This window comes from Clostridium sp. JS66 (genome assembly GCF_033561535.1).
Classification (GTDB): Bacteria; Bacillota; Clostridia; order Clostridiales; family Clostridiaceae; genus Clostridium_AM; species Clostridium_AM carboxidivorans.
In genome coordinates this window covers 914,197-940,344 of the sequence record NZ_CP131467.1, presented here as the reverse complement: position 1 = coordinate 940,344, position 26,148 = coordinate 914,197, and the positions used below count along the sequence as shown (strand labels likewise).

At 30.1% G+C, this 26,148-nt stretch carries 31 protein-coding genes and 1 pseudogene; 15 read left to right on the top strand and 17 right to left on the bottom strand.

Going from position 1 to position 26,148, the window contains the following annotated elements; genetic code table 11:
- Positions 1–281: 281 nt before the first annotated feature.
- The 3 genes from Q6H37_RS04280 to Q6H37_RS04270 all read right to left on the bottom strand — a co-directional run bounded on the left by Q6H37_RS04280 (position 282) and on the right by Q6H37_RS04270 (position 1,755).
- The gene (locus Q6H37_RS04280; protein ID WP_318739387.1) at positions 282–761 is read right to left on the bottom strand and encodes a hypothetical protein; all 480 of its coding nucleotides are present in this window, start codon (positions 759–761) and stop codon (positions 282–284) included.
- Between the two features lie 121 nt (positions 762–882).
- A complete protein-coding gene (locus tag Q6H37_RS04275; protein WP_318739385.1) occupies positions 883–1,362 on the bottom strand; it encodes a DUF6557 family protein in 480 nt (159 codons plus the stop codon).
- A 57-nt stretch (positions 1,363–1,419) separates the two neighbouring features.
- Positions 1,420–1,755, bottom strand: coding sequence for a hypothetical protein (locus Q6H37_RS04270; RefSeq protein ID WP_318739383.1), 336 nt, complete (start codon positions 1,753–1,755; stop codon positions 1,420–1,422).
- Positions 1,756–2,238: 483 nt separating this feature from the next.
- On the opposite strand from Q6H37_RS04270, the gene Q6H37_RS04265 reads away from it, so the two are divergent.
- A complete protein-coding gene (locus Q6H37_RS04265) occupies positions 2,239–2,664 on the top strand; it encodes a PadR family transcriptional regulator (RefSeq protein WP_318739381.1) in 426 nt (141 codons plus the stop codon).
- A complete protein-coding gene (locus Q6H37_RS29500) occupies positions 2,582–2,905 on the top strand; it encodes a type II CAAX prenyl endopeptidase Rce1 family protein (RefSeq protein ID WP_412523904.1) in 324 nt (107 codons plus the stop codon). Before Q6H37_RS04265 ends, Q6H37_RS29500 begins: the two co-directional genes overlap by 83 nt.
- A gap of 152 nt (positions 2,906–3,057) precedes the next feature.
- Here Q6H37_RS29500 and Q6H37_RS04260 read toward each other — a convergent pair whose 3' ends face one another.
- On the bottom strand, positions 3,058–3,939 hold the full coding sequence (locus tag Q6H37_RS04260; RefSeq protein WP_318739379.1) for a hypothetical protein: 882 nt from the start codon (positions 3,937–3,939) through the stop codon (positions 3,058–3,060).
- A gap of 138 nt (positions 3,940–4,077) precedes the next feature.
- Between Q6H37_RS04260 and Q6H37_RS04255 the strand changes: the two genes are divergently transcribed.
- The gene (locus Q6H37_RS04255; RefSeq protein WP_318739377.1) at positions 4,078–4,221 is read left to right on the top strand and encodes a hypothetical protein; all 144 of its coding nucleotides are present in this window, start codon (positions 4,078–4,080) and stop codon (positions 4,219–4,221) included.
- A gap of 378 nt (positions 4,222–4,599) precedes the next feature.
- Here Q6H37_RS04255 and Q6H37_RS04250 read toward each other — a convergent pair whose 3' ends face one another.
- Positions 4,600–5,775 carry a papain-like cysteine protease family protein gene (locus tag Q6H37_RS04250; protein WP_318739375.1) on the bottom strand — a complete coding sequence of 392 codons (1,176 nt, stop codon included), beginning with the start codon at positions 5,773–5,775 and terminating at the stop codon, positions 4,600–4,602.
- A gap of 558 nt (positions 5,776–6,333) precedes the next feature.
- On the opposite strand from Q6H37_RS04250, the gene Q6H37_RS04245 reads away from it, so the two are divergent.
- Positions 6,334–6,753, top strand: a complete 420-nt coding sequence (locus tag Q6H37_RS04245; protein WP_318739373.1) for a hypothetical protein — start codon at positions 6,334–6,336, stop codon at positions 6,751–6,753.
- 230 nt (positions 6,754–6,983) lie between these two features.
- Here Q6H37_RS04245 and Q6H37_RS04240 read toward each other — a convergent pair whose 3' ends face one another.
- From Q6H37_RS04240 to Q6H37_RS04230, 3 genes are all read right to left on the bottom strand, one after another.
- Complete coding sequence (locus Q6H37_RS04240) at positions 6,984–7,457, bottom strand: PTS glucose transporter subunit IIA (protein WP_318739371.1); 474 nt, start codon at positions 7,455–7,457, stop codon at positions 6,984–6,986.
- A gap of 10 nt (positions 7,458–7,467) precedes the next feature.
- Positions 7,468–9,027 (bottom strand): PTS transporter subunit EIIC, encoded by a 1,560-nt coding sequence (locus Q6H37_RS04235; protein ID WP_318739368.1) that lies wholly within the window; start codon positions 9,025–9,027, stop codon positions 7,468–7,470.
- Between the two features lie 98 nt (positions 9,028–9,125).
- Complete coding sequence (locus tag Q6H37_RS04230) at positions 9,126–10,448, bottom strand: 6-phospho-alpha-glucosidase (protein ID WP_318739363.1); 1,323 nt, start codon at positions 10,446–10,448, stop codon at positions 9,126–9,128.
- A gap of 214 nt (positions 10,449–10,662) precedes the next feature.
- On the opposite strand from Q6H37_RS04230, the gene Q6H37_RS04225 reads away from it, so the two are divergent.
- Entirely contained in the window at positions 10,663–11,406 is a 744-nt protein-coding gene (locus Q6H37_RS04225) for a MurR/RpiR family transcriptional regulator (protein WP_318739362.1), read from the top strand.
- Between the two features lie 331 nt (positions 11,407–11,737).
- On the opposite strand, the gene Q6H37_RS04220 is transcribed toward Q6H37_RS04225, so the two are convergent.
- The 3 genes from Q6H37_RS04220 to Q6H37_RS29495 all read right to left on the bottom strand — a co-directional run bounded on the left by Q6H37_RS04220 (position 11,738) and on the right by Q6H37_RS29495 (position 13,540).
- Positions 11,738–12,064, bottom strand: a complete 327-nt coding sequence (locus tag Q6H37_RS04220; RefSeq protein WP_318739360.1) for a hypothetical protein — start codon at positions 12,062–12,064, stop codon at positions 11,738–11,740.
- A gap of 64 nt (positions 12,065–12,128) precedes the next feature.
- Positions 12,129–13,025 carry a hypothetical protein gene (locus Q6H37_RS04215; RefSeq protein ID WP_318739358.1) on the bottom strand — a complete coding sequence of 299 codons (897 nt, stop codon included), beginning with the start codon at positions 13,023–13,025 and terminating at the stop codon, positions 12,129–12,131.
- Positions 13,026–13,183: 158 nt separating this feature from the next.
- Entirely contained in the window at positions 13,184–13,540 is a 357-nt protein-coding gene (locus Q6H37_RS29495) for a LytTR family DNA-binding domain-containing protein (protein ID WP_412523903.1), read from the bottom strand.
- A gap of 462 nt (positions 13,541–14,002) precedes the next feature.
- On the opposite strand from Q6H37_RS29495, the gene Q6H37_RS04210 reads away from it, so the two are divergent.
- Both Q6H37_RS04210 and Q6H37_RS29490 read left to right on the top strand, forming a co-directional pair.
- Positions 14,003–14,248 carry a ferritin-like domain-containing protein gene (locus Q6H37_RS04210; RefSeq protein ID WP_318739357.1) on the top strand — a complete coding sequence of 82 codons (246 nt, stop codon included), beginning with the start codon at positions 14,003–14,005 and terminating at the stop codon, positions 14,246–14,248.
- Between the two features lie 68 nt (positions 14,249–14,316).
- Positions 14,317–14,433, top strand: a pseudogene (locus Q6H37_RS29490) (IS1595 family transposase); the annotation flags it as partial.
- 18 nt (positions 14,434–14,451) lie between these two features.
- On the opposite strand, the gene Q6H37_RS04205 reads toward Q6H37_RS29490, so the two are convergent.
- Positions 14,452–14,613 carry a helix-turn-helix domain-containing protein gene (locus tag Q6H37_RS04205; RefSeq protein WP_318742919.1) on the bottom strand — a complete coding sequence of 54 codons (162 nt, stop codon included), beginning with the start codon at positions 14,611–14,613 and terminating at the stop codon, positions 14,452–14,454.
- The gene (locus tag Q6H37_RS04200; protein ID WP_318739343.1) at positions 14,577–14,819 is read right to left on the bottom strand and encodes a hypothetical protein; all 243 of its coding nucleotides are present in this window, start codon (positions 14,817–14,819) and stop codon (positions 14,577–14,579) included. Before Q6H37_RS04200 ends, Q6H37_RS04205 begins: the two co-directional genes overlap by 37 nt.
- Positions 14,820–15,092: 273 nt before the next feature.
- On the opposite strand from Q6H37_RS04200, the gene Q6H37_RS04195 reads away from it, so the two are divergent.
- From Q6H37_RS04195 to Q6H37_RS04185, 3 genes are all read left to right on the top strand, one after another.
- Complete coding sequence (locus Q6H37_RS04195) at positions 15,093–15,857, top strand: class I SAM-dependent methyltransferase (RefSeq protein WP_318739341.1); 765 nt, start codon at positions 15,093–15,095, stop codon at positions 15,855–15,857.
- Between the two features lie 364 nt (positions 15,858–16,221).
- Positions 16,222–16,671, top strand: coding sequence for an Lrp/AsnC family transcriptional regulator (locus tag Q6H37_RS04190; protein WP_318739339.1), 450 nt, complete (start codon positions 16,222–16,224; stop codon positions 16,669–16,671).
- Positions 16,672–16,703: 32 nt separating this feature from the next.
- Positions 16,704–17,693, top strand: a complete 990-nt coding sequence (locus Q6H37_RS04185) for an EamA family transporter (protein WP_318739337.1) — start codon at positions 16,704–16,706, stop codon at positions 17,691–17,693.
- Positions 17,694–17,852: 159 nt separating this feature from the next.
- Here the strand turns inward: Q6H37_RS04185 and Q6H37_RS04180 are convergent, their stop codons facing one another.
- From Q6H37_RS04180 to Q6H37_RS04170, 3 genes are all read right to left on the bottom strand, one after another.
- A complete protein-coding gene (locus tag Q6H37_RS04180) occupies positions 17,853–18,377 on the bottom strand; it encodes a PadR family transcriptional regulator (protein WP_318739335.1) in 525 nt (174 codons plus the stop codon).
- A gap of 64 nt (positions 18,378–18,441) precedes the next feature.
- Positions 18,442–19,290 carry a sialate O-acetylesterase gene (locus Q6H37_RS04175; protein WP_318742918.1) on the bottom strand — a complete coding sequence of 283 codons (849 nt, stop codon included), beginning with the start codon at positions 19,288–19,290 and terminating at the stop codon, positions 18,442–18,444.
- 139 nt (positions 19,291–19,429) lie between these two features.
- Positions 19,430–19,552 (bottom strand): hypothetical protein, encoded by a 123-nt coding sequence (locus Q6H37_RS04170; RefSeq protein ID WP_318739333.1) that lies wholly within the window; start codon positions 19,550–19,552, stop codon positions 19,430–19,432.
- 472 nt (positions 19,553–20,024) lie between these two features.
- Here Q6H37_RS04170 and Q6H37_RS04165 point away from each other — a divergent pair, with 472 nt between their 5' ends.
- From Q6H37_RS04165 to Q6H37_RS04155, 3 genes are all read left to right on the top strand, one after another.
- Complete coding sequence (locus Q6H37_RS04165; protein ID WP_318739331.1) at positions 20,025–21,197, top strand: SH3 domain-containing protein; 1,173 nt, start codon at positions 20,025–20,027, stop codon at positions 21,195–21,197.
- 286 nt (positions 21,198–21,483) lie between these two features.
- A complete protein-coding gene (locus Q6H37_RS04160) occupies positions 21,484–22,455 on the top strand; it encodes a choloylglycine hydrolase family protein (protein WP_318739329.1) in 972 nt (323 codons plus the stop codon).
- A gap of 274 nt (positions 22,456–22,729) precedes the next feature.
- Positions 22,730–23,002 carry a hypothetical protein gene (locus Q6H37_RS04155; protein WP_318739327.1) on the top strand — a complete coding sequence of 91 codons (273 nt, stop codon included), beginning with the start codon at positions 22,730–22,732 and terminating at the stop codon, positions 23,000–23,002.
- Between the two features lie 376 nt (positions 23,003–23,378).
- Here the strand turns inward: Q6H37_RS04155 and Q6H37_RS04150 are convergent, their stop codons facing one another.
- Positions 23,379–23,990 carry a TetR/AcrR family transcriptional regulator gene (locus Q6H37_RS04150; RefSeq protein ID WP_318739325.1) on the bottom strand — a complete coding sequence of 204 codons (612 nt, stop codon included), beginning with the start codon at positions 23,988–23,990 and terminating at the stop codon, positions 23,379–23,381.
- Positions 23,991–24,119: 129 nt separating this feature from the next.
- Here Q6H37_RS04150 and Q6H37_RS04145 point away from each other — a divergent pair, with 129 nt between their 5' ends.
- Together Q6H37_RS04145 and Q6H37_RS04140 are read left to right on the top strand one after the other, a co-directional pair.
- On the top strand, positions 24,120–25,325 hold the full coding sequence (locus tag Q6H37_RS04145; RefSeq protein WP_318739323.1) for an alpha/beta hydrolase family protein: 1,206 nt from the start codon (positions 24,120–24,122) through the stop codon (positions 25,323–25,325).
- 45 nt (positions 25,326–25,370) lie between these two features.
- Positions 25,371–25,922: a flavodoxin family protein gene (locus Q6H37_RS04140; RefSeq protein WP_318739321.1), complete on the top strand. Its 552-nt coding sequence runs from the start codon at positions 25,371–25,373 to the stop codon at positions 25,920–25,922.
- The last annotated feature ends 226 nt before the right edge of the window (positions 25,923–26,148 follow it).

Genomic DNA, 26,148 nt, shown 5'->3' with positions numbered 1-26,148 from the left:
AATGTATAGAATTCTCCTATCCCCTTAGGTGGTAGATGAATAAAAATCAACAAATTGCTTATAATACAATTCCTTTTGTATTCTTTAAATATCATTTTTCCTTCACTTCATTTAATTGCTCATATTTCCCTATAGCTTCGCAAGAAAAGAACATTTTGTATTTACAAATATCTTTGAGAGTTCTTTCGATCCAAATTTCCATGATATAGTTCACAATAAATTTGAATTTAATCACTAACAAAAAATTTACCTGACTCAGAAATGTGTACAATGTATTCACCTTAATATGATTCACACACTGAGATTATTAGTTTTCTAACTCTTTCATCTAATTCTTCTGTTTCGCAATTATTCAAAACATCTTTTGCTATATCAATAAAGAAAGAATACCAATGTCTATGTCCATTCCAAAAGTTTTCATCAATCCGAAAAATTATAAATAAAAATTCACCATAAAAAAATGGACCTGGCATTAATGGCCATAATTCTATATAACGTGATATTAAAGGAATCATATATTCTAACAATATAAATTCTCTTAAATATTCATATATTTCTATCCTATTAAGTTCTCCCAGCTTTTTGTTTAGTGAAACAGAATATGTTGAGCGATATTCCAACAAATGCTCTATTATTTTTTTATCGCTAATCAGGTCACGCACAGTAGTCTCTAAAATCTTTTTTGTCAAAGTTTCTAAACCTATACCAATATCAGTTCTTAATTCAATGTTCTTAAAAAGTTCCCTGTAACCTACATTCATATTAAAATGTCCTTTCTTTAATGGTTCCCTTTATCACAACATTTTGCCACTACTACACAAAATAAGAATTGAAGAAATTAACTTTTTTAAAAATAAGACTGTGGCCTAACATAGCTTAGATTTAGTTCTCTAAATTTCCATCAATATTATTTGCCCAATTAATAACTTCATTTTCCGATAGCCCCTGCCAAGTCATTTCATATAAGCATAATGCAACAATTTGTTCAGTGCTTAAAATTTTAATGACCTTATCATGTATGTAGTATCCAAGCCAACTACCCCAATCTCCAGCGGATATATCCCAATAACCACTCCATTCTTTAGAGTTGTTCTTTCCATGCACACGATATTCTATATCCTCTATTTCTTTGTCACCTAATTCTAACCGACAATCTTCTTCATCATCAAATTCTTCATAATCTTGTCTATCAATATGAATAATCATCTCTTCCATATTTTCTTTAGGTTCTTTATACAAAAGGTAATTAAATATCTGTAAGTATTTTTCTCTTAAATTTACTGTATCAGGGTAAAAAACAATATATTCTTTCCATACCAAGTCAAAGTCTACTTTATCTATTAGATTTTTTAAAGTAATCATAAAAATTATACTCCTATACAAAATTCCGTTCTCTATGCTTATTTGATGCATACTTTTTTACAGGATATCATCTATCTCTTCACATATATGCCAACCAAGAAAAGTTTCAAAGTCTTGAAAAAACTCTTTAATCCAAGTTGACAATTCTTTGGAAGTCACTATATTTATAAAATTCATCTCTATTTTATTATAATCATTACTACTCCAAGAATCATAGTTCTTAACATTCATAAGCTGTATGGTACAAAAAAATGACTTATGTCTAAAGCCACCATAACCTTCCTCCTCAAAACCACCATAAGATAATATGAACTGTTCAATTTCATATGTGTCCCATTTATTTGATAAGCAATCTGTTGAAACATAGTAGTAACGATAAAATGCAGATTCCATTTTGTTAACCTCTTATTTTCATTAAATTAACTTTAAATAAACCATATCAATTATTTTCCATGCAGTCAAATCTCTCTTGGGTGTCTCATTTCTCTTCAATGATTTCATTCTGTATCGTTCTAAATACCATTCTATCTTCTTCTGTGTTTAACTTACTTTCCAAGTATCTATATTCTTTCTTAAATATTGTTAATACTAAATTTGATTTTGGATGTAAGTAAGATCAAAATATATCAACATTTGTATCTTTTATATCCTTTAGTGCTTCAAACAATAATCTCTGTTTTTTATTAAGCAAAATATTCATCCCCTTTAAACTCTGTTGTTATGCTATACATTACCTTTATGATATTTTACACATATCATACCAAATAAATATATTTTAAGAAATAAAATACTTAAACTTTCTAAAAAAGAAGAACCATTTTAGTTCTTCTTCCTTATTTTTTTAATTAATATAATTGACATACTAAAAATGGAGCAGTGATATATCCAGAACTTAGCAAGATGATAGAAGAAGGATTAATTGATTATTCTAACATTAAAGTAACAGAAAAAATAAAGCGTGAAAAAAATAGATATAAGATATCTCCCAAAGGAGAAAAAGAGTTAAAAGATTGGATGGAAGCAGAAAATGAAAAAGACACTGCTAGAAGTGAATTTCTTTTAAAGATGTTTTTATCCACTAATAAAAATGCGGAAGAAATGCAAAGACATATCCTTAAGTTTAAACAACAGTCAGAACAAAGATTAGAATTGTTTAGTTTATTTGAAGCACAGTTAAATGAAACTATAGAAGTACACAATAATCACAGACAAATACTTAGTGTACTTAATCTTGGTATACGCCAAGCAAAAAATATTATCACCTATAGTAGAAACGTTTATTTTTCAATATGCAATTATTGAATTTTTAAGTTCTATTAACATTTTAAAAGGAAAAAGTATTTTAATTATAATAATTTCAGCAGTATTATTTGGAATTCCACATAGCTATAGTTATATATATGTTTTTTATGGATTTATAATGGGTTTGTTATTGGCATATTCATATTTAACTTATAAAAGTAAGAATTTCTCTGCCTTTTGGGTGGTTTTTTTGATTCATTGTATAAGAAACACAATCTCTACTGTTTTGAGCATAATATAATATTTATTAGCAAGATCAGCCAAGGCTTCGCAACTCCCCCAGGTGGATATTAATAAATTGTTAACAATTTGTTTTACCCTTGCCCAATCATGTCACTTTTAAAAATTAAACCTCGGAGGAATTTTGAAGTTCAATTTTTATTGTTACTCCTATTATTTCTTTTGATTTCGCATCATTTCAAGTCCTAAATTTATTTTCTCTACCATGAAGTTATTACCGGTTACGCAATATATCTTCTTTGCTATTTCTATTTCATTTAACCCTTTTTCAACTTCTCCATTTGCATAATAATAAAGACCCTCTAAGTAGAATAAAATAACTTTCCAGGTAAGCATAGTTACATCCTTTGTTAATTCATATAGTCTATCAATGGCTTTTTTAGCAAACGAATATTGCTCCGTGTAAATGAGATGAAATAAGTTATTTGTTAATAAATGGCAAATATATACTGCAAAATCTGGATAATACTTATATTTCTCAATTGAATTCCATGCACATTGAAATAACTCTGTTTTTCCTTCTCCATCTTCATATAAAAAACTCATGTCAGAAAATAGTCTGAGTTCAGAAAGATTCCAACTTTCTATATCAAATAAGTACTTCTGTATATTTCTTTTTGCAATCTGATAATCATGAGATTTGTCATAATCAGATTCTTTATAAAATGCCTTTAGCGCAAGAATTTCCATATACCTTATCATACTGGCAGAGTCTTTGTTTTTATACGCTTTCTCTTGCATCTTAATTTCTATTTTCTTGGAATATGCAGCATCTTCTCTAAACTTTTCCATATCTAATTCAAATAAAGAATCATCAATATCCGGGTTATGAAAATCATTATGAATTAATATTAACTCATCTACCGAAATCATTAAACGTCTTAAAATTTTTATCATCAGAGAAAATTTTATATCATACAATCCTTTTTCAAAATCAATTGCAAATGATTTACTTAGAATACCGGTATATATCTCTTTTTGACTAAATCCTTTATTTTTACGGATCTTACGAATTGTACAACCATATTTCTCCATGTAACACCCCATGTATAATAATTTTTATTTTTACTATACCACAAAATACATGATTTAGGTACGAGTATCTGGACCTTTTTGAAGATTCATTCCTTGATAGTATAAACTAAAATTACAAACAGAAAGGAGTTGATATATATGAAAGGCATCCATATCCCACGCAAAAAGAAAGAGAGAAAATTTGGAATAGGAATTATAAAAGTAAAAGATTTTGATGATACAAAATTAAAGGAAGAACTATATAAGTTAGATTGTTACCTAAAAAATTTATTTAAAAATTAACCCTAACTGTCTCAAAAACTTTATAACTAAATGACTGTTATGTACTTACTTAGACATAGAATTCTCTGGCTGCAAAGAAATATTGTCTGCTTTTCCTATAAGGTTATCCTGCATTTTATCTATACCACTGTGTGTAAAAACTTATTTCGACTTATTTGGGTAATACAAACATTTATGTCACATACTTGAAAGAAAATACCACATAAAGGTAATTTATAAGCATACTAGCTATATGTATGAAAATAGACCACATTATAGAATTGATATCCTGATGTGGCCTTATTTAGTAAACAATATAAGAAATTTGGGATTATTCTATTATATTAAAAGTGTTACGATTGAATTCTAAATCAATTGACAATATCCTATATTTGAAATTTAAAGTAAAAATACTGATGCATACCAAGTCATTATAGTATTACCAAAACCAAAAGAAAATGTATTGCCTGAAGAATATGCTTGTTTATAACATTCATATGCAGGATCCATTAGAATTAATGAGTTACCATCAGAGTATTTTATCCATCCATTTATTACTGTAGCATGATTTCCTATATTAGAAGTTGATCTCATGTATACAGGTTTATTATTGTTAATGTAATTTACTACTTGATCAAAACTAAGAGGGTTGTCTACTGCAAATGCAGATATTCCATAAATACCAAGTGCATTTCTAGCAACAATTCCATTTGCTCCATCATCATAGCCAACATTCATTAAATCACATACATTAGCAGCAGTTATGTTTTTATTTAATTTATAGTTAACAATACATGAAACAGAAGCTGCCCAACACATACCATGTTGTACTCCATCTGATGTTCTCTGTGTAGTTATAGGCACTGACAGATATCTACCACTATTAGTGTTTGATGCTCCTAAAAGATTTGATGAATGGGAAACTTTTTTATGTGTTGTTGGTAGTACCTTCTTTACATTAACAATATTTGTTGATGTCTTGGCTATTTCTTTACTATTTATTATTCTATTTAAGGTATCTTCATTAAATGAACTATTTTTATTAATTGATAAATTGTTTAATTTAGTTATTCCATTTTTATTTTTAGCTACAATAAGCTCTTTATATGATAAAAGTAATAATGGATTTTCCGTAGTGCTTTTCATAGATACATTTTCAAGTTTTTGCGCAAAATCTTTTCCTAATGTTGCAGAATAAGTTCCATCATCATTCAATGAAACAGTTAATATCTCCTTAATCTTTTTATCAGATAAAACTGGAAAATAATAAATATTTGATGTTTTATTATCTTCAAGATTAAAAATATTAAAGCCTTGTCCTAAACATAAATTATTTGCTTCATCTGAATTTAATTCATACAGATAAGGATTGTCTTTTACACCTTGAGAAAGTGTTTCAAATTTATCTTTTGCAAAATTAATAATATTTTCAGGTATTTTTGATGATTGAATAAATTCAGTTGTATTTGTTTTAGATATAAGCTCATCTGCTTTAACTGGTTGTCCTAAAAATTGAGTACTCATAATTAGTACTAAAATAAGAATAAAAATTAAAGACTTAAACCTTTTTTTCATAATATTGTACCTCCTTTTAAAATACATTAATATGTGCAGCTATTCAACATGTTTGAAAAAAGATGAATAGTTATATTAATCACAAAATAGTCCTAACAATCAATTCATTAAAAAATTGACATTTTTATGTTTGTAAAATAATACATTTATTATAAAATAAACCATATGCTTTAGCTTATATTATATATGTATGCATATATATATTCAACCTTAAATTTACAAATATGTTATAAAATTAATTCAGGTACATAAATATCAACTTTATTATCAATTTTTAACTTAATACCACAATTATGTATATTCGTATTTATGTGGTATCATTATATAAAAAGCATATTAATTAGACTTAGAGTAATAGAGAAAATTTATGACCAACTTAGGTTTAAGTCTTGCTTTGACTAATTACAGAATCAAATATATTTAAAGAGTTCGGTGTGGTAATTCTATAAGAGGTTTGTTTAGAAACTAATGCATCTACTGCGACCTAATATATATTAACATCAAACTTCAACAATAAATAAAATACATTAATAACTATAATGCAGGAGGAAAATATTGATGAAAAAAATTTATATTTTAAGTTGCTTATTGATTATAGTATGCTGTTTTTCAATATACTGCATATCTACAGATAATAAAAAGTTTTCAAAGAAAAATATAAAATCCATATATATGTATAAATTAGGTGAACAAAAATCTATAAATAATAGTAATAAAGATTCTGTTTTAAATTTTTTAAACTCACTAAATTTAAAAGAAATAAGTTTTCAAGACAATCTAGATGGCAATATATATTCTATTAAAATAATGTATAATCCATCATCAAAAATAGCCTATCAAACCTTAAAATTTTTTTCTAATAAGGTACAAATTACATCATATGATAACAAAAATAATATTCTATTAAGCAAATGGTATACACAAAAAAAGAATTCAATAGAATTCTTGAATTCTTTTTATTCTTCCATCAATAATTAAAATTGCTATAAAGCCTTCTACTTTTTCAGCATAACGAAACGCGAACTCCTGACTGGGATACCCCCCCATAGACATACCCACCAATATTACCTTATCAACTTTTTCCTAGCCCAATATTCTCATCAGATCATGTGTAAAATTTGAATATGGGCGTGAAAGACCATGGAGAGGAACAAGCTCAGCCAAGGCTTTGCAACAACCTTCTAAGTATATTAACAATCAAATAGGGTTTATTTGATTTTCATTATGGCTTCTCCATTACGTTTATCCCCTAAACATTTTACAATATTTTTATTTTCATGGTTAGCTATAATAACTGGAGTTATCGGGCTAATTCCTTTATTTTTAAGGAACTCTAAATCTACTTCTATAAGTTTTTTGCCTATAGTTACCTTATCTCCTTCATTGACAAGTACATTAAAACCCTCACCATTCAATTTTACAGTTTCAAGTCCAATATGAATTATTATGTCCAAGTCTTCTTTGCTTTTTATTAATACTGCATGTTTTGTGCTGAAAATTTGACTTATACATCCATCCACTGGAGAACAAATGATACCATCTTCTGGAATTATTGCAACTCCTTCACCCATCATTTTATCAGAAAATACTGGATCATTTACTTCAGTTATATCTACAACCTTACCATTTACAGGGCAACAAACTAAATTATCATTATTTTTTTTAAATAATTTACTAAACATATATAATCACCTACTCCATCCCAAGAAAATCTCTTATCTGTGTTTTATAAACATCTGCTTTTGCTCCATACACGATTTGAATGCCATCCTTAACCTTAACAATGCCATTAGAACCTAGCTTCTTCCAAACATCTACATCTTTAACTATAGACATATCTTTAACTGAAACTCTAAGCCTTGAAAAACAAGCATCAATGCCAGTAATGTTATCTTTTCCACCAAGAGCATTAACTATATCTAAAATTATTGTTTCAGAAGTAGATATTTTTACATTTTCTGTAGAATCTTCTTCCTCTAATTCTCTTCCAGGAGTTTTTAAATCCCATTTTTTAATTATAAATTTGAAACTGAAGTAGTACAAGAAGAAAAATACTATACCTAGCAAAGGAACAAACATCCAATTTGAACCCTTGTCTGCCTGCATTATACCATTAAAGATAAAGCTTAGAAAAGGACCTCCAAATGCTGCACTTCCAGGTATATTAACTTTTAATAAATAAGTTGCAAGGTAAGCCATTCCAGCAAATACAGCATGTACTCCATATAAGACTGGTGCTGCAAATAAAAAGGAAAACTCAATCGGTTCTGTAATTCCTGCAAATATGGCTGGAATTATGGCTGCTATAAAAAATCCACCTATAACTTTTTTCTTTTCAGGTTTTGCACATTGATACATTGCAAGAGCTGCACCTGGTAAACCAAACATAGCCTCTATAACTTTACCATTCATAGCAAACCTTGTTACATCAATATTAAATAACGCTCCTGGTGTAGCTAATTGAGCTTGATAAATATTAACAGCTCCTTGAGTTAACTTTCCACCTATCTCCATGCTTCCACCAAGACTTGTAAAGAAGAATGGTAGATATACAAAATGATGAAGACCAAAAGGAAGCAGTGCACGCTCAGCGAGACCGTATATCATAGATCCAAGAGCACCAGAATTTTTAATTAATAGACTTAATGCATTTAATATATTTTGAATAAAAGGCCAAATTACAGATAATACTAGTCCTAAAAGTAGTGCTCCTATGATACTAACTACTGGAACGAATTTTGTACCACTGAATATGGATAAAATAGGGGGTAAAGATATATTGTAATACTTGTTATGAAGATAAACAACTAAAAATCCTACCATAATTCCGCCGAAAACTCCTGTATCCAAAGTTGGAATTCCAAGTATACTTGCCTGGCCTGTTGCCAGCTTATTAGGATTTATTCTTCCTACATTTATAAGTAAACTACTCATAGTTGCATTCATAACCATGTAACCTAAAAATGCTGATAATGCTGCAATACCTTTTTCCTTTTTTGCGTAACCTATAGTTATAGATATAGCAAAAATTACAGGTAAATTGTTAAAAACAGCTGACCCTGCAGATTTTAATAGATTAAATAGGCTAGAAAAAAATGGTAGTCCTAAAAAAGGCATCGTTTTCACTATGGATGTACTTAGAAATGCAGAACCCAATCCCATTAATATACCAGCAATTGGGAGTATAAGTATAGGTGTCATTAATACCTTACCTAATTGTTGAAACTTTGCAAAATAGCTTCCACTTTTCATTAAAAATTCCTCCTATAGTATTACGTTTATTGTATGCTGGAATACTGGTCTCTTAATATAGCACCAATATTCCATATACCATTTCATTTACAACTATATTATTTAAACTCCGGCCAATACTCTTTATTTGCCTCAATTAATTTGTCTAATACTTCCCTTGCTTTCTTTGCAGATATAATAGTTCTGTTTAAAGTTAATGCCTGTAGTGCCTTCTGATAAGACCCTTCAAAATAAGCATCCACAGTCAACTTTTCATAGGCTGATTGAGATTCCATTAAGCCTTTATAGAAGGTAGAAATTTTACCTACTGAAAGAGGTCTTGGACCATTTGAAGTCATTACTGCTGCAACCTCAACCATTACATCATCATCAATATTTGATATTATTCCATTATTTTTTACAATTACTATATATATTTTTTTCAAATTATAAGCAATAGCTTCCGCTACTTCTATCATAAATTCACTATGAGCATCATTGTGAACCATTACAGAACCTTCTGCAGTACCTGCCTCAGCAACCCTTCTGCACTCTGCAAAAACTCTTTTTTCTCTTCCGTCAATTACCTCATTTGCCCTAGTATACTCAGGATTAAGATGTTTGACCTTGTAATCAGGGTAGTAATAATACTGCAGATACGTATTTGGAAGATATTCAGGAAAATCATTTACCATATCCTGTACCATTGCATAAGTATCTAACCAGGATTTATCTCTTTGCTCAGCATCTACTGGAATAAATCCCCTTTCCTTTATTATCTTTCTTAATTCTGGAACTAAATCTTCTCCGTTCTCATCATATAAATGAGTGAACCACCCAAAGTGATTTAATCCAAAATATACAGGTTCAAAGCTTTTGGAATCCCTGCCAAGTACCCTTCCATAAGAACGCAGTAGGTTTACAGGCTGATCACAAATGTTTAAAATCCTTTTGTCATCTGGAAATTCTCTTCTTAAAGCTTCTGCAACTATGGCAGCAGGATTTGTATAATTTAATATCCATGCATTATTGGAGTAATTTCTAATATCCTTTATAGTTTTAATCATATCACCTATAGATCTAAGACCATAAGCAAAGCCGCCAGCACCGCAGGTTTCTTGTCCTATTACACCCAAGCTCAAAGGAATCTTTTCATCCTTTTCTCTCATTTTGAAACCACCAGTTCTCATTTGCATAATTACAAAATCAACATCTAAGTATGCCTCTTCAACTTTTGTAGTATAACTGAAATCTAATTCAGGATATCTTTCACCAAATAGTACTTTAGCGTAGTTCGCAATTACTTCTTGACGTTCTTTGTCTATATCAAACATAACAAGTCTATTTATAGGAAATCTATCCTTTAGTTTGCATAAACTTGCAAGTAATCCTGGTGTCCAAGTACTTCCTCCGCCAACAATTGTTACATTAAATTTTTCCATTGAAAACATCACCTTGTCAAACATTATTTCATGAGGTACCTTCTATGATATTATTATTATAATGCCATTTTACCGATAATTAAATATTTTACAAAGATATAGAAAATATTGACCTGTAAAGAACAATGTACATTTTTGAAAATATTTTCATACATATGATATAATTAAACTTAATATGCAGTATTCTAAGTTTAAAATAACCTGGAGGTAACTAATGACAATATTCGATGTAATTGAAAAAAATAGAGAACTACTAAATAAAAATGAAAATCATATACTTAAATACATATTGGAAAACGCTGAAGAAGTCTCAACTATGAAAATTAACGATTTATCTAAAGCTGCCTTTACTTCTACAGCTACTATAGTAAGGCTTTGCAACAAATTAGGCTATTCAGGCTATTCTGAGCTAAAAGCAAATTTAAAGAATTCCTTACTTAAAGAAGGTACTGATGGAAAGGCTGCAAGTAATGTATTTTTATTTGATGATATAGCTAAAACTAAAGATTTAATTAATGAAGATTTAATTGATGCTGTAATAGATATGATACATGAAGCTAAAAAAATAGATTTTTATGGAGAAGGTTCTTCCAAAGATGTATGTATTGATATTTCCAGAAAGCTTCATCTTGTAGAAAAAAACTGCAGATACTTTACCGATTCTAGTATAATGTATTCTACTGCAAGTGATCTTAATAAAGACACTTTAATAATGGCCGTATCCATGTCAGGTGAGACTTCTCAAGTAATCAAAGCTGTAAATATTGCAAAAACTAGAGGATGTAAAATTATATCCGTTACTGGTGTAGGATATAATACACTTGCTAATCTAGCAGATAAATGTATTTTTGTATTTTCAAGTGAATATGAAATAAATAACATAAAATTTAAATCCAGAGTAGCTGCAAATGCAATAATGGAATATGTATTTTTTAGTTATTTGAAAAAGTATAAATAGTAAAATCACTTATAAAGTTAATTTTTATTCTTCATAATTTCCCTCAAATACAAAAATATTATCGTCACTTAAATGAGAACTTTATCAAGTTCAGCCAAGGCTTCACAACGACCCCCGGATGGTGTTAAATTTTCAGGAACCAGTGTGAAAATATATAGGAAATATTTGTAAAAGCAAAAAGCAGTATTCTTTATGATTGATTTGTTTCTAAAAGATAAAATATACTACAGGGACACTTGAACATGCTCTGTAGTAATTTTTAAATATGACCAATTTTGTACATTTGATATAAATATTCTTTAGCTCAATCTATAATTGAGCAAATTCACCTCTATTTTGTAAAGTCAGGAAGTGCACCGCCAAGAAAACAATGTAATATTGGGTCGGTGTTTGGGCGCTCAATTAACAGCCAGTGCTTTGGTGTTTCTGTATTCAAACTCCATTTATTTGTATTAAAATGATAATTTAATGTTGCTTTAGCATAAATAAAACCACTAGGTGTATTCACATAAATATTTATATTAAAAGTGTAATCAGTATTTGTTGTGAAGGATTCAATTGATGACCAATTGCTTTCCAAGTTAAAATGTTTGCCATTACTAAGCTGCCAATTTTGATTTGTAACACTAGAATTTTGCAATTCAATAGTAAGATTCATTTATTTTCACCTCTAACATTTGAATTTAGGATTTTAACTTTCCTATGCGAAATTCTTCTATTCTCTATAGGTGTTGGTAGTTCACTATGCGTGGATAATCATTTAAATTAATAGCAGCATTTAACAAAAACTCTTCTGTAGGAGGTTCTGATTCTACATTAAGAAGTTCTTCTATTTTATTAAGACAATCTGTATATAATTTTCCTTGTGCACTATCTAAGGCTGCTTTAAAGTTTTTATAATCTTCAGTTGAAGTGTCCAATACCGATGCTTTTAATGCAGTGATACGGGATTCAAATTCAAAATTAAAAGTTACGTATTGTGTTTTTGAGCAGTTAGTTGTAAATTCGGATTGAGTTGCACTAACGGAAATATAGTAGTATTTTACTTTAGGAAAATAGATTAAATCTTTTCTCATATTAATGCCTTCATGACATTGGCTCATTAAAGCTACTTCAAAATTTTTTTCTTTTGTTTCCCAGGATGCTCTTAGTGTCTGAGCCACACCTTTTATAAATTTGGTAACATCTTCTACTAAGGCTTCTGGAAAGGCAACTGCATCAAAAATCATTTTAAAAACTTCTGTACTGAATTCAGCCACCACTTGTTTACTACTATAATCTTCAGTTTTCATTTTGAAACCAGCTAATCCACCAGCATTAGATAGAATGTTCTCCATATAATGTGTGACGGCTTTACTCCATTGGGAAGTAGGAGGGGTATCACCAGGTAAAACCTTTTCTGGATGTTTTTTTAGGAGTGCATATGTTTTAATGCGTAGTGAAGAATAAAAATTGCATATTTTGTCACATAATTCTCTTCCTTGCTTATATTCCGCAATTTTAGATATGTGCTCATTTGCCAGATTTACAAATGAGATTAATCCGTCAGAATCACTAAAGGTGTTATCAGGCTCATTTAAAATATCTTGATTTAAAATTAACTCCAAATCTTTGTTCATAATCTAAGTTCTCCTTATCTATAAATTAATTCTTCATTGATTTAAATTGTATCTACACGTGTAAGCTACAACAATATTATGTGAAGATTTATTTGCAATATGTCTTTTAGGCAGTGAAAGTTAAATATTAGTGCTAAACGGTATAATGTAGGTGCAAATTACCAACAAACTATTTCTTTAAACTTTTTTATATATTTCCTTCCTACTGGTACTGTGTTTTTATGATTTTCTAATTTTAAATTAAAGGTGTAATTATAAGAGGGAATAATTTCTATGACTTTTTCGAGATTTACTATATATCCTTTATGGCATCTGAAGAAATTTCTAAAGGTAAGTTTTTTTTCAAAGAATTGAAGTGAGTGTTGTACAGTGTAGACACAATTATTAATAGTAATGACTTTTATTTCATTACTATAAGAATAAAAATATAATATATTTTTTAGGTCAATAAGAAATTTTTTGTTTTCTTTTACAGCAATTATTTTTCTTAAAGGCAATAAAAGTGATACATCCATGGCTGCTTGAATACCTTTATTTTTTTAAAAATTCTATTAGTTCATCTTCAATAGGTGTTTGAGAATTATAGGCTAAAAATTTCATGTTTTGTTAATCTCCTTTATTGTTGATTTTGAAATGTTGTTAAGCATTACTTTCTTGGTTTAAGAAAAGCAAAATTTGCAGTATAAAAAAAGCTAATCTTATAAACCAGATTTATTTTATATTATTACCACAAGAATGCTTAAAAAACATATTGGGAATCCATTTATGACTGAATTGTGGCTATAAGATGATGTAGATAACAAAAATTTACTTATATAATTAAATATAGCAAGTTCAACCAAGGATTCGCAATGACCCTCGTGTGGTGTTAACAATTGAGTAACAAAGATTAAAACAGTTTTTGTTGCTAATGGACATGCTCATTGATAGTACCCCAGCATATATTAGTACTGAATACTTTTATTGGAGTGATGTATTTGTTCAAGTATGCTAACCCTTATATGACAACATGTAGGAATTATTCATCTCATAACATGGATTTTACTCAACAAGCTTTTAATAAAGCACTAAGCCTTATTAAGGAAGCAGTACAAGACGAGAGGGCTGACGAACTATTCTATGATTACTTGATTAGTGCAGCTCCTACTCAAGAAGAAAAAGATATTATTACATCCATAAGAGATGATGAAAGAAATCATCGTCAGTGGTTTAAAGAAATATAATCAAACAAATGTCACTGCAGATCTTTGCTGAAAGTTTTAAAGGTACAAAACCTTCTAACATGCCAAGACATTCTCGTAAAAGAGGCAAACATAAAGAAGGATTATATCATATTCAACATATTAATGCTCTACATAGTAATTTAAAGAAATGGATGAATAGATTCAATGGTGTTGCAACTAAATTTTTCTTTATAATTAATAGATTATGTTTCTAAAAACTTCAAAAGAGCATTTTTGTTTAATACGAGAATTTTTTTATATTTAGTATTAATCCATTGATATTGAGAGAATTTGTTTAAAGTTCTGCTTACCGTAACTCTACTTACACCTACAGCCTTTCCAACATCTTCATGGGTACAATCAATAGAACAATTAGTAGATATTGGGCAATTCTTTTCTCTGCTGTTACAAATGAAATATTGTCAATTTCATTTGATAACATTCTTACCTTTTTCGATAGAAGCTCTATGAAATTCAAAGCAAGAAGTGGCTCTTTTTGAAAATATAACATAATGTCAGATTTATTAATACTGATGATTTCTGAATCTGAAAAAGTTTTTGCCGATGACATTCTTGGAAAGCCATCAAAAAAAGAAGCTTCTCCAAAAATTTCTCCCTTTATTATAAATTATTTGATTATCTTTAAACATCTGTGCAGGTTTTGCCTTAAAAGTTTCAAACAATCTAGTAGGAATACCTATTTTATGGACTAAAAATAAATCCCATGTATTCAAGAAAAAACACCTCCATTTAGTAATTATTTTTTAATTGTATCATAGTTTACATTCTTCATAAAAGTTTTATGTAATAATATAATAAAACAATTTATGGAGGTAGCAAAAAAATGAAATGGAATAGTAATCTATATGATAATAAACATTCTTTTGTAGCAGAATACGGTAAGTCTATGATTAATTTTGTAAATGTGGGAAAAGAGCAAAAAATTTTGGATTTAGGATGCGGTACAGGGGTATTAACAAATGAGCTGGCAAAAAACGGTGCAACTGTTATTGGAACAGATTTATCAAAAAATATGATTGATAAGGCAAAATCTAATTATCCTAACTTAATCTTTCAAGTGGAGGATGCAACAAGTTTGCCTTTTAAAAATGAGTTTGATACTGTTTTTTCTAATGCGGTTTTTCATTGGATATCGAATCAAGAAAAATTGTTGCATTCTATTTATACCTGTTTAAAAGATAATGGGACATTGATTTGTGAATTTGGAGCACAAAATAATATAAGTCAAATACAAACTGCTTTTGAAAAGGTAATAGAACAAAAGGGATATTCTTATTGTTCACCATTCTTTTTTCCTTCAAAGGAAGAATATAAGTTATTATTAGATCAAGCTGGTTTTGAAGTAAAACATATCATTGAATATGATAGACCAACACCACTTGCTGATGGAAAAAAAGGACTACGTAACTGGATTTGTCAATTCTTTGCAAGTGATTTACTAGAATTTTCAGATGAACAAAAGGAGCAAATATTACTTGAAACAGAAAAACTTTGCAAAAATAGCATATGGAAAAACAACCAATGGGTAGCGGATTACAGGCGTATTCAAATTATTGCAGTTAAAAATAAAAACAATCATACCAAATGAACATAATAGGTAATTACATTTTTTTAGTTCATAATGTTCATATATTAAGTATTGTAGGTGGACAATCCCACCTATAATTTTTTAGGATATATTTCAACATTATATTAAAACATATCCTAAAATTCAACCAAGTACTTGTACTTATTTGAAATTTTTATTTTTTCACATTTTAATGTAGCATTAATTTTGAAATTTAATTGGTTACGAATAGTAATTTTATATTAATGTTTATAGTTTACAAATCTATTAAATACTCCATTTTAATTGTCTCCTTGTTACTATTAGTAATATTTATAGGGCATTATCTTACTAATAGTTGACATATATAAGATTAAGATTATACTTAGTATCTAGGAGGGATATCATGGATAACATAGATAAAAGCATTATAAACGCATTAGAAAATAACGGAAGAATATCTCATGAGGATATAAGTAAATTAATTCATATTTCAAGACCTGCAATTCATCAAAGGGTAAGCAAATTAGAATCAGGTGGTATTATAAAAGGTTACAAAACTATAATTGATTGGGAAAAACTTGGCGAGCCAATTAAAACTCTCCTATATGTCAAAATCAGTTGTGAAAATTTCAAGGAAATTGTAAACCAAATTTTATCTCTTGAAATTCCTAATGTATTCATAGAAGAGTGTCATAGATTAGCTGGAGAATGGTGTCTATTACTAAAAATAAGAGCGAGTACGCCAACAGATATTTCAAACTTTATTGATACTCTATGGAAAATACAAGGTATCAAAGAAACGTCTACTACTCTTGTTTTATCCACTATATTAGAAAATGGAATGCGCAAATAGTACATAGATAGATTTTGAATGGAGGAACAAAAATGGAACTTAATACAAAAAAAGAACACAGAAATGCTATTTTAGCCTATTCCGCTGTCTGTATTTTCTGGGGTTCTACCTATCTTGCAATAAGAATTGGCGTTGGTGAGCTGCCGCCAACAATTTTTGCTGGAATTAGATTTATTATTGCAGGCGTCTTAATGTTTGGATATGCTGCCTTTAAAGGACTGCCTATGCCTAAGAATTTATCAGAAATCCTTAAAATCTCTATTGTAGGAATATTTCTTCTTGTTGGCGGAAATGGAGGAGTCGTTTGGGCTGAAACCAGAGTTAGTTCGGGTATAGCATCTTTAATGGTTGCAACAGTACCACTTTTCATGGCACTTATTGAATCCTTGCTACCTTCCAAAACAAAAATTAACGGTAAGGGTTGGATAGGATTATTAATTGGTTTTGCAGGAGTTGCCTTTCTAGTACTTTCAGACTGGCATAAAGCTCCCGTAGATATTATAGGCATAACCTTATTAATTGCATCAGCTTTATCCTGGGCACTAGGTTCAGTATATTCTAAAGGCTTTACTACTTCTGCATCAACTATATCAAATATTGCTATACAGATGCTTGCTGGAGGATTTTGTTTATCATTAATCGGAACTTTTCTTGGAGAATTTTCAAAAATGCATGTTACTACTAAAGGCTTAGAAGCATTATTATATCTAGTCGTTTTTGGATCCATGGTTGGTTATAGTTGCTATATTTATATATTAAAAAAATGGCCTGCTTCCAAAGCTGGTACTTATGCCTATGTAAATCCACCAGTGGCAGTAATTCTAGGTGCTATTTTTCTAGGAGAAGTTATATCTTTAAAGATAGTTATAGCTACAATAATAATCTTAGCAGGAGTAATTTTAGTTCAAAGTTCAAAAACAGAAGCTATTACAAAATCTATAAAGAGTTCAGGTTGCACAGCTGAAGCTGCTGAAATATCAGTAGAAAAAGTTGAAGAAATAAAAAAGATAATAGCTAACTAAATTATAATCAGTTCAGAGGAATAGTGTAACAGCTATTCTTCTTTTTGGAGTCAGACACATGGCCATGAAGTTTAGAATATTTTAAGAATATAAAATATAGTAAATTCTAATATCTTTTCATCCATAAAGACACCATCTTATATAATATTCATGTTAATATTATAACCCATTATTTCTTATATCCTTTAACAATTCTTCAAACCATTGAACATTTACTAAATGATGAGAACGTGAATTTTCTAACATTTTTTTAAAATAAGTAGGGATACTCTCATTATGTTCAAGAGATTGATCTAATAAAAAAATTTTCTGTTTAGTTTGTTCGATTTGCATTTCTATTAGTTTTGTTAGCCCATCACCTTTATATTCATTAGCAAATAGCATTGCTGCATAAAAAGATAAATTTATATACTCTGTCTTAGAACCATACTTATACATCAATTTTTCAAATTCTTTGTCCCCTAGTTCAGTGATGATATAATTATGTGTATCTCTAGTATTGTCTACTTGGTCAACTTTTTTAATATATTGTTTTTCTTCTAATTGTTGAAGATTATAATAGAATGACCCTTTAGTGAAATTTACTATATATTTATAGTGTCTCTCTTCCATTAAGGCTAATAATTCGTATCCATAAGAACCTGGGTTTTGTCTTAATAAACCTAAAATTAGTAATGGTATCAAAAAAAACACCTCCTTTATATTATTCATCAAAATTATGCTAATAGTTATTCCATAATTATAAAGTTTAACCATTGTTGATTTGTATGAGTTGAGATTCAAATTCATCATATGATATTTTCCCTAATGCAAAATCCATACTCTTTATATATATCTTTTCTATTTTGGTATGTGTTCTAGCATGATTAAGATTTATCAACTCATTTTCATTAATTAATGGCTTCAATACATGTTGCTTATTAGAAAAGGCTTCAAAATATCGTAAACCAAATTTTCTTTGAGAAATTGCATCAATATGAATACCATCAGGATTAGAAGTTAAACCTGAGGCTGTAACAAAGTAACAATTATCTTGTTCAAAAGCAAACTTTTGTAACTCTTGATTAATAAATTTATATTCAGTGCAGTGTTTTCCAAATCCTTCTTTGCCTAAAAAATCTCCTAAACCGCCAATAATGATGGGAATATCTGGAGCATTCAACTCCTTTCTAAGAGCCTGAATAATTAAAAGTAATTTTTTGTAATAGACTTTGTAGTTACCATTAATACTATCATTTTCTCCTTGATGCCATAGAATTCCTGTTAACTCACTACTCTGCATAGCAAATTTAGCTTCAATTATTGCATGTCTAAAAAGTACTTCGTCTACAGCCCATTCATCCAGTGAGCTTCCACCTTCAGCACAAGGAATTAAGCCAATAGTATCTTCTTGATTTTGATGACACCATGCATCTGCAAATGAACTGGCCAGACTTATTCCTGAAACAGGACGGTCATAATTGATGGGCTCAGTCATCATTTGCCATCTGCCATTACGCAACATTTGTATTCTTTCATTATAAATCGGTGTTACTTCATGAATAAACCCTCGTCCTGCCATATTTGACTGTCCTAACATTAAAAACGATTTAACCATCTTTTTCATCCTTTCTTTTTTAAACATTAATTCATTACTTCAGTAGATTTTCCTATATATCAAAAACTACTAAATTTATTATTAGTCTAATTAGACTAACAACACTTAATTATTATAGTCTAATTAGACTATTTGTCAACTACTCGTTTAAGGGTATCATCTCCATTACTTTTGTCTGTCCATTTAGCCATTTTTCCTTTGCCTTATTTAGAATTTCTTCTACAATATCATTATAGATCTTATCTCCGTCTTTATCAGCCAAGGCTTGGCACCCCACCTGTGGACAATGTGAATCCTTGGATTAGTTTGATAATTTTTGCATACCTTATAGCTTGAAATTCAAAAGCTTCTTTTCTTTAACTAATATCTTAAATTTCTATAGAATCTTTTACATTTCCTTACAAGTACCTAACCCCTTTGTGAGGACATGCTTTGCTGGACTCACTTGCTAAGGCGAACCCAAAAACTCACCTTGTTATTTTTATATGTATTACCACAAATTGATTATTGATAGAATATCTTTTGCCCCTTATAATAATCCTTACAGAGTCGCTGATTAATCTTTATATCAACTCGAAGTCATCTTAACTTTAGTTTTACAAATATAGCTAATAGGATGATGTCTATTAAATTAATTTTAGTAATATCTAAGTGTTTTCAATCTCTACAGAAAGCAAGTAATTTTCTCATAATCACATATAAAATATTATTAAATATAAAAGGAGAAATTAAATATGAAAAAATCTAGTACTGCATTATTTGGTATTCTATTTGGAATAACTGCTATTGTTATACCTGCTTTAAATGTAAGTGCTGATACTGTTCAGACGCCAATTACAACAAGTCAAGCTGAGCAAAGAGCTTTAAATATGATCAATTTAACATGGACCTATTCAAAAGATAAGAACGGAAATATAGGTTCAGCTTATACAAGTAGTGTTACTCAGCCTAATCAATTTGCTAATCTTACTACAGCTCAAGTTAGTGGTATCCCCTATGATTGGGGCGGACAAGACGGTTTAAATTCAAATTCCCTTGGAACTCCATGGAGTAACTTTTTAGACGCCATTAATCAAGGTGCTTTTGCTGGAAATGTTAATACTACAGCGGGAAATAGCTATGTTCCTACTACTGCTGGTATTGATTGTTCAGGATTTGTACAAGCTACCTTTGATATACATGATGGAAAACTTTCAACTGGAACTATGTTTGATAAATACTTTACTAAGATAAACTTAAGTGATATTAAGCATATGGATATTTTGGATAGACCTGGTGATCATGTTCTTATATTTGATAAGTGGGGAACATTAAATGGAGTTAATGGAGCCTACACCTTTGAATCAACATGGGACCAAGCCTTTGGTGGAATTCAAGGTACTAAAAGATACTTTGTAACATTAGACGATATTAATAATGGATATATTCCTGGAAGATACGTTAATATTGTAGACGATACTGCAGTACCATCTACAACGCCTGCACCTACACAAACTTCTGTTACTACTGGTATGTTTGCTCAAGTAACAAAGGTTACTAATTCAGCTTATTTTAACGCAAATCCTTCAGATGGTGCAGCTTTACTTGGTACTATACCAAAAGGAACTCTACTATATTTAAATAGCTATTCTAATGGTTGGTATTTAGTAAAATATAATGGACAATCTGGCTGGGTATGGGGTGATTTATTAACTTCAATATCAAGTGGTAAATATGTTGCTGTTAAAAACGCTTATCAGCTAAATATAAGAAGTAATCCTTCAACAAGTGCATCAATAGTTGGAATATTAGGTCAAAATCAATATGCAGAGGTACTTGATTATTCAAAGGATGGAAATTGGATTAAAATAAGCATAAATGGAGTTCAAGGTTATGCTTCTAGAAACTATTTAAGCTATATATACTAAAATAAAATGGTTTAGTCATTTTGACTAAACCATTTTTATAATTTCTCTTAGCAATAAACTTCTACATATTACTTCTATATAGTAGATATTAGCAAACATAAATTTCCAGTTTATGTAACACTCTATGGGGTATTATCAGAAAATAGTTGACGATAAAAAGTCATTTTGTGGTTGCTAGATGTGCTAGTAAATAATGCTGGACAATGTGGAGATTATACCTTTGCACCTTATTTACTATGGAAGCATACAGTATAATTATGACATTTATAACATTGGAGGTTATGGTATGTGTACCGCTATTACATTACAATCTATGCAAGGTGAGAATTTTTTTGGAAGAACTATGGACTTTTCCCGTCCCATGGAACCTGGAGTTTATGTAATACCCAAAAATTACAAATGGCATAGCCTTATAACAATGAAAAAATACATTGATAACTATAGCTTTATCTGTATCGGTGAAGAAACTGATGGCATGTTAGGTTTTTTTGATGGTGTAAATGAACGAGGATTTGCTGCTGCAGTCCTATACTTTGCAGGTTATGCTTACTATGATTTATCCATAAAGGATAAAGAGCAGATTGCTTCACTAGATTTTCTACATTATATTTTAGGACATTGTGGTTCCGTGGATGATTTAAAGTCTTTATTAGAAAATATCCGTATCGTAGGTATACAAGATCCAGTTACCAAAACAGCTGCTCCTTTACATTGGATTGCTACTGATAAAAGTGGCAAATGTGTTGTTATTGAACAAACTAAGACAGGTCTTGAAATAATTGATAATCCCATAGGTGTCATGACCAATAGTCCTGATTTTAACTGGCATATGACCAATCTAAGAAATTATATGAATGTATCAATTAATCAACAAAAGAAAGTTTATTGGGGAAATGTATCATTAACCCCTTTTGGTCAGGGTGCAGGAACCATACATCTCCCAGGAGGCTTCACATCTCCTGAGCGTTTCGTTCGCACAGCATTTCTAAAAACACATGTAACAATTCCGAAAAACCGGTCCGAAGCACTTATGACATGCTTTCATATTATGAACAGCATTTTTATTCCTAAGGGTATTGTCTTAACTGATAAAGGAACCGCTGATTATACGAAATATATTGCTTTTATAAACACTAATACATGTGAATATTATTTTAAAACTTATGAGAATGATCAAATCATAAGGGCAAGTCTCTGGGATTATTATATGCATAGTACGCAGCCAATCTTTCTTGGAAGCATTGCATTCCCTGTATAATTTGAACGTAGTTAGTTGTATAAACTCTACTTTAAAAAAGCATAATAACATATTTATACAATTCCCTCAACAGTAAAATCCTTTAATTGCATTTAGCTCGCCTCCCTATATAATCTTTTACATTTCTTTACAGGTACCTTACACCTTTGTGAGAACATGTTTTGCTGGACTCACTTGCTACAGTTTATAATGGATCAGACATATGCTACAATCATAAATATAGCAGGTAAATTGGGCACGACTAAGCAGAATGCAGCAAGGATTATCAAAAGCCTTGAGAAAAAAATATATTTCAGTAATGCCATCAGAAAAGGATAAAAGAGCGGTTAATGTAGTGTTTACAGAAGCAGGCATCTGTTCTCTTTCAAAAAACGGAAAGAATGCTAAGAAAAATTTTATGGTTGATATATTTAAAGATTTTAAGAAAGAAGAATTGGAAACACTATGGCAACTTTTAAAAAAGCTATATAGTTATGATGGTGTTCCAATGGATGGGTTTGAAGAAAGAATGAAAATTTCGAATATTTCTACTGAAATGTTAGAATAATTGAGCAAAAACAGTATGATTTAGGTAAGCTATGATAGGTTAATCGTAAAATAAAACATCTGTAACTGGCAAGTACTTTTGGAGAAATTTCGGCAAATAATTTTCCTTAATTTCTTCCAGTTACTTTTCTAAAATATATACTCTCTATGTTCCAGTCTAAAACTCTTGCCAGACATATTAAAAAGTTCGCATCTATAAACAAGTTATATCAATACTTAAGTCTATAAGCCTCACTTATTTATGATACGCTTCACCATAACTATTTAATCGGATAAACTAAAAAGATACATCCCTAGTTTTTGATGTCTCTTTAAAAATTGAATATGTTCAAGAATAATGTTGATTTCTTAATAAATGCAGAATTTGAATCACAACATTAATTTTTATTCAGCATTCCTACATAGCCATTTTTAAAATAAGATCTAAACAAATAAGACATTTTTTCCGAATCAGGAGTACATCTTGACTTTAACCACCAATCAATAGTACCTATTAAAGCATTAGCGGTAAATAAGAATGCCATTTCTTGTACCTCTGGTGAGCAGTCTTCTTTGTTTACTATGAAAGAGCTTCTTAATTTTTCACGTTCTCTCAGCAATGAGATGATTTGGCTGCGCAGTCTAGACATAAACCAGATGTTACATGAATCATCTAGCATTGCCAGATATAATCGACTGTTTTCAGCAAAGTGTTCAAATAGTTTCACCCAAGGATCAGATCTTTGCTCTTCATTAAGATTCTTAAGGCTTTCTTTAGGCAGACCTAAATCTTTTTTCATTTTTTCCATTGCTTCTTCAAAGATTTTTAGTACAACATCGTATTTATCTTGATAATATCTATAAAAGGTAGAACGATTAATCATGGCTCTATTAGTGATATCACCGACTGTAATGTTATCGAAATGCTTTTCAAAAATAAGATCAATAAGTGCATCCCTTATCTGCTTATGTGTCCGTTTTGTTCGAATATCATGTTTATTCTGCAACATTTTCACTCCTTTGTTGTATATAAAACAAACTATAAGTATTGTTGGTTGAATACAAATCTGTATCTGATATATTTTAATTATAGCAACAACGTGTTACATAAACAATAAATACTGTAAAGGAGAATTACTATGAATAATTTGATTTTTAAAGATGATCAATTCGCATCCAAGGTATTGGGACTTCTTGGAGACACTGCTTTCAAAGCTGCTGATATAGGAGAGGTGGTTTCAACAGCAGAAAAGATTAAAGAAGGAGACTATCAAAGCTGGTGTGAAGAATGGACCAAAACAGCCAAGCGCTTGCAAAAAGTTGCAGAGGATAGCTACTCAGATGGCCACTTGATCAGTGCAAAAAAAGCCTATCTTAGAGCTTCTAATTATTATAGAATTGCAGAATTCTACCTTCATGAAAATCCAGAGAACCCAAAGATAGATGAATTATACAACGCAAGCCTAGATTGCTTTTCACATGTTATGAAGCTGAACAAGCCTATTATTGAAGACGTGAAAATCCCCTATGAAAATACAACACTTTCAGGACATTTTTATAAATTAGAGGATTCGAATGAACCAAAACCAGTTTTAATTGCTATGACTGGCTTTGATGGAACAAAGGAAGCATTTTACGGAATGGCAATGGATGCACTTGAACACGGTATGCATTGTATTGCTTTCGAGGGGCCAGGACAAGGAGAGGCCGTACATAAACAACAACTATTTTTCAGACATGATTACGAGAAGGTTATAACTCCAGTGGTAGACTATCTGATTACAAGAAAAGAAGTAGACTCAAAGAAGATTGTCTTATGGGGACAAAGTTTAGGTGGGTATCTTGCTCCTAGAGCTGCAGCTTTTGAACATCGACTTGCAGGCTGCATATCAAATGGAGGAGTATATGACTTTTTAGGAGGATTTACAAGTATCTTTAATATGCCAAGAGAAGAATTTTTAAATTTCGCACTTTCTGATTCAGAGGGATTTAATAAAGCTGTTAAGGAAAAAATGGAATTAAACTCAAAAGCAAAATGGAGCTTTTCACATGGAATGTATGTATTTGGTGTAAATACCCCCGCTGAATTCATTCTAAAGGTTGGAGATTTTTATATGAAAGGATTAGCAGAAAAAATACAATGCCCTACCTTAATTGTTGATTCAGAAAATGACAAACTGCTTAGAGATCAAGCAAAGCAATTGTATGAGGAGCTTACCTGCTATAAAGATTTTATTTTATTTACAGCTGAAGAAGGTGCTGAATACCACTGCCAAGCTGGAGCTAAATTAATTGCAAATGAACGTATTTTCAGTTGGATTGAAAAGATTCTTAGTAATATATAGATAGCACAGAATTTAAATTTTTATATTTATAAGGAGAGATGAAAAATGTCAAAAGTAGTTATTTTTAAAGGTAGTCCAAGAAAGAATGGATATACCTCAAAATTATTAGATCAAGTAGCAAAAGGAGCAAATTCAAAAGGCGCTGAGGTTATTGAATTTGATTTAAATAACACTGGAATCCGTGGATGTCAAGGATGTTTTTATTGCCGTATCCATGATGGCTGTGCTGTTAATGATTATTTGCAGCCGATGTATAAAGCTATTGCTGAGGCAGATGCTATTGTATTTGGTTCCCCAATATATATGTACCAAATTACAGGCCAAGCAAAAACTTGGTTAGACCGTACATTTCCAATGGTTGAAGAGCTGCCTCATAAGTTTATTCCCAGACATCCAGGTAAAAAATTAATAACTATATTTGCTCAAGGAAGCTTAGATCCTAAAAAAGGTGCAGAAACAATTAAATATGTTAATAACATTTTTGGCATATTTGGTTGGAAATTAGAGGATTGCATTCACTACTGTGGAAACAATGATGGAATGTTTAATGAGTTATCTTTAAGAGCATTTAAAGATGGTGAAAGTTTGGTTGGATAAGATTGAATGTGATATCGAATAAAAGTGGCAAAAAGTGAGTTAAGTTGAATTGGCAAGCATACTTTCCTGCTAAGATAAAAGTCTGCTTGCCCAGAAGCATATTTTTTATGATACCGTCATACGGTTTGGCCTATTTTTTGTATCTGTCCCAGCTAGAGGTGTGAATAGAAACAAAGATTGCTTGTTTCACTTTCAATTTTTGTTTCTATAAATTTGGATAAAGGCC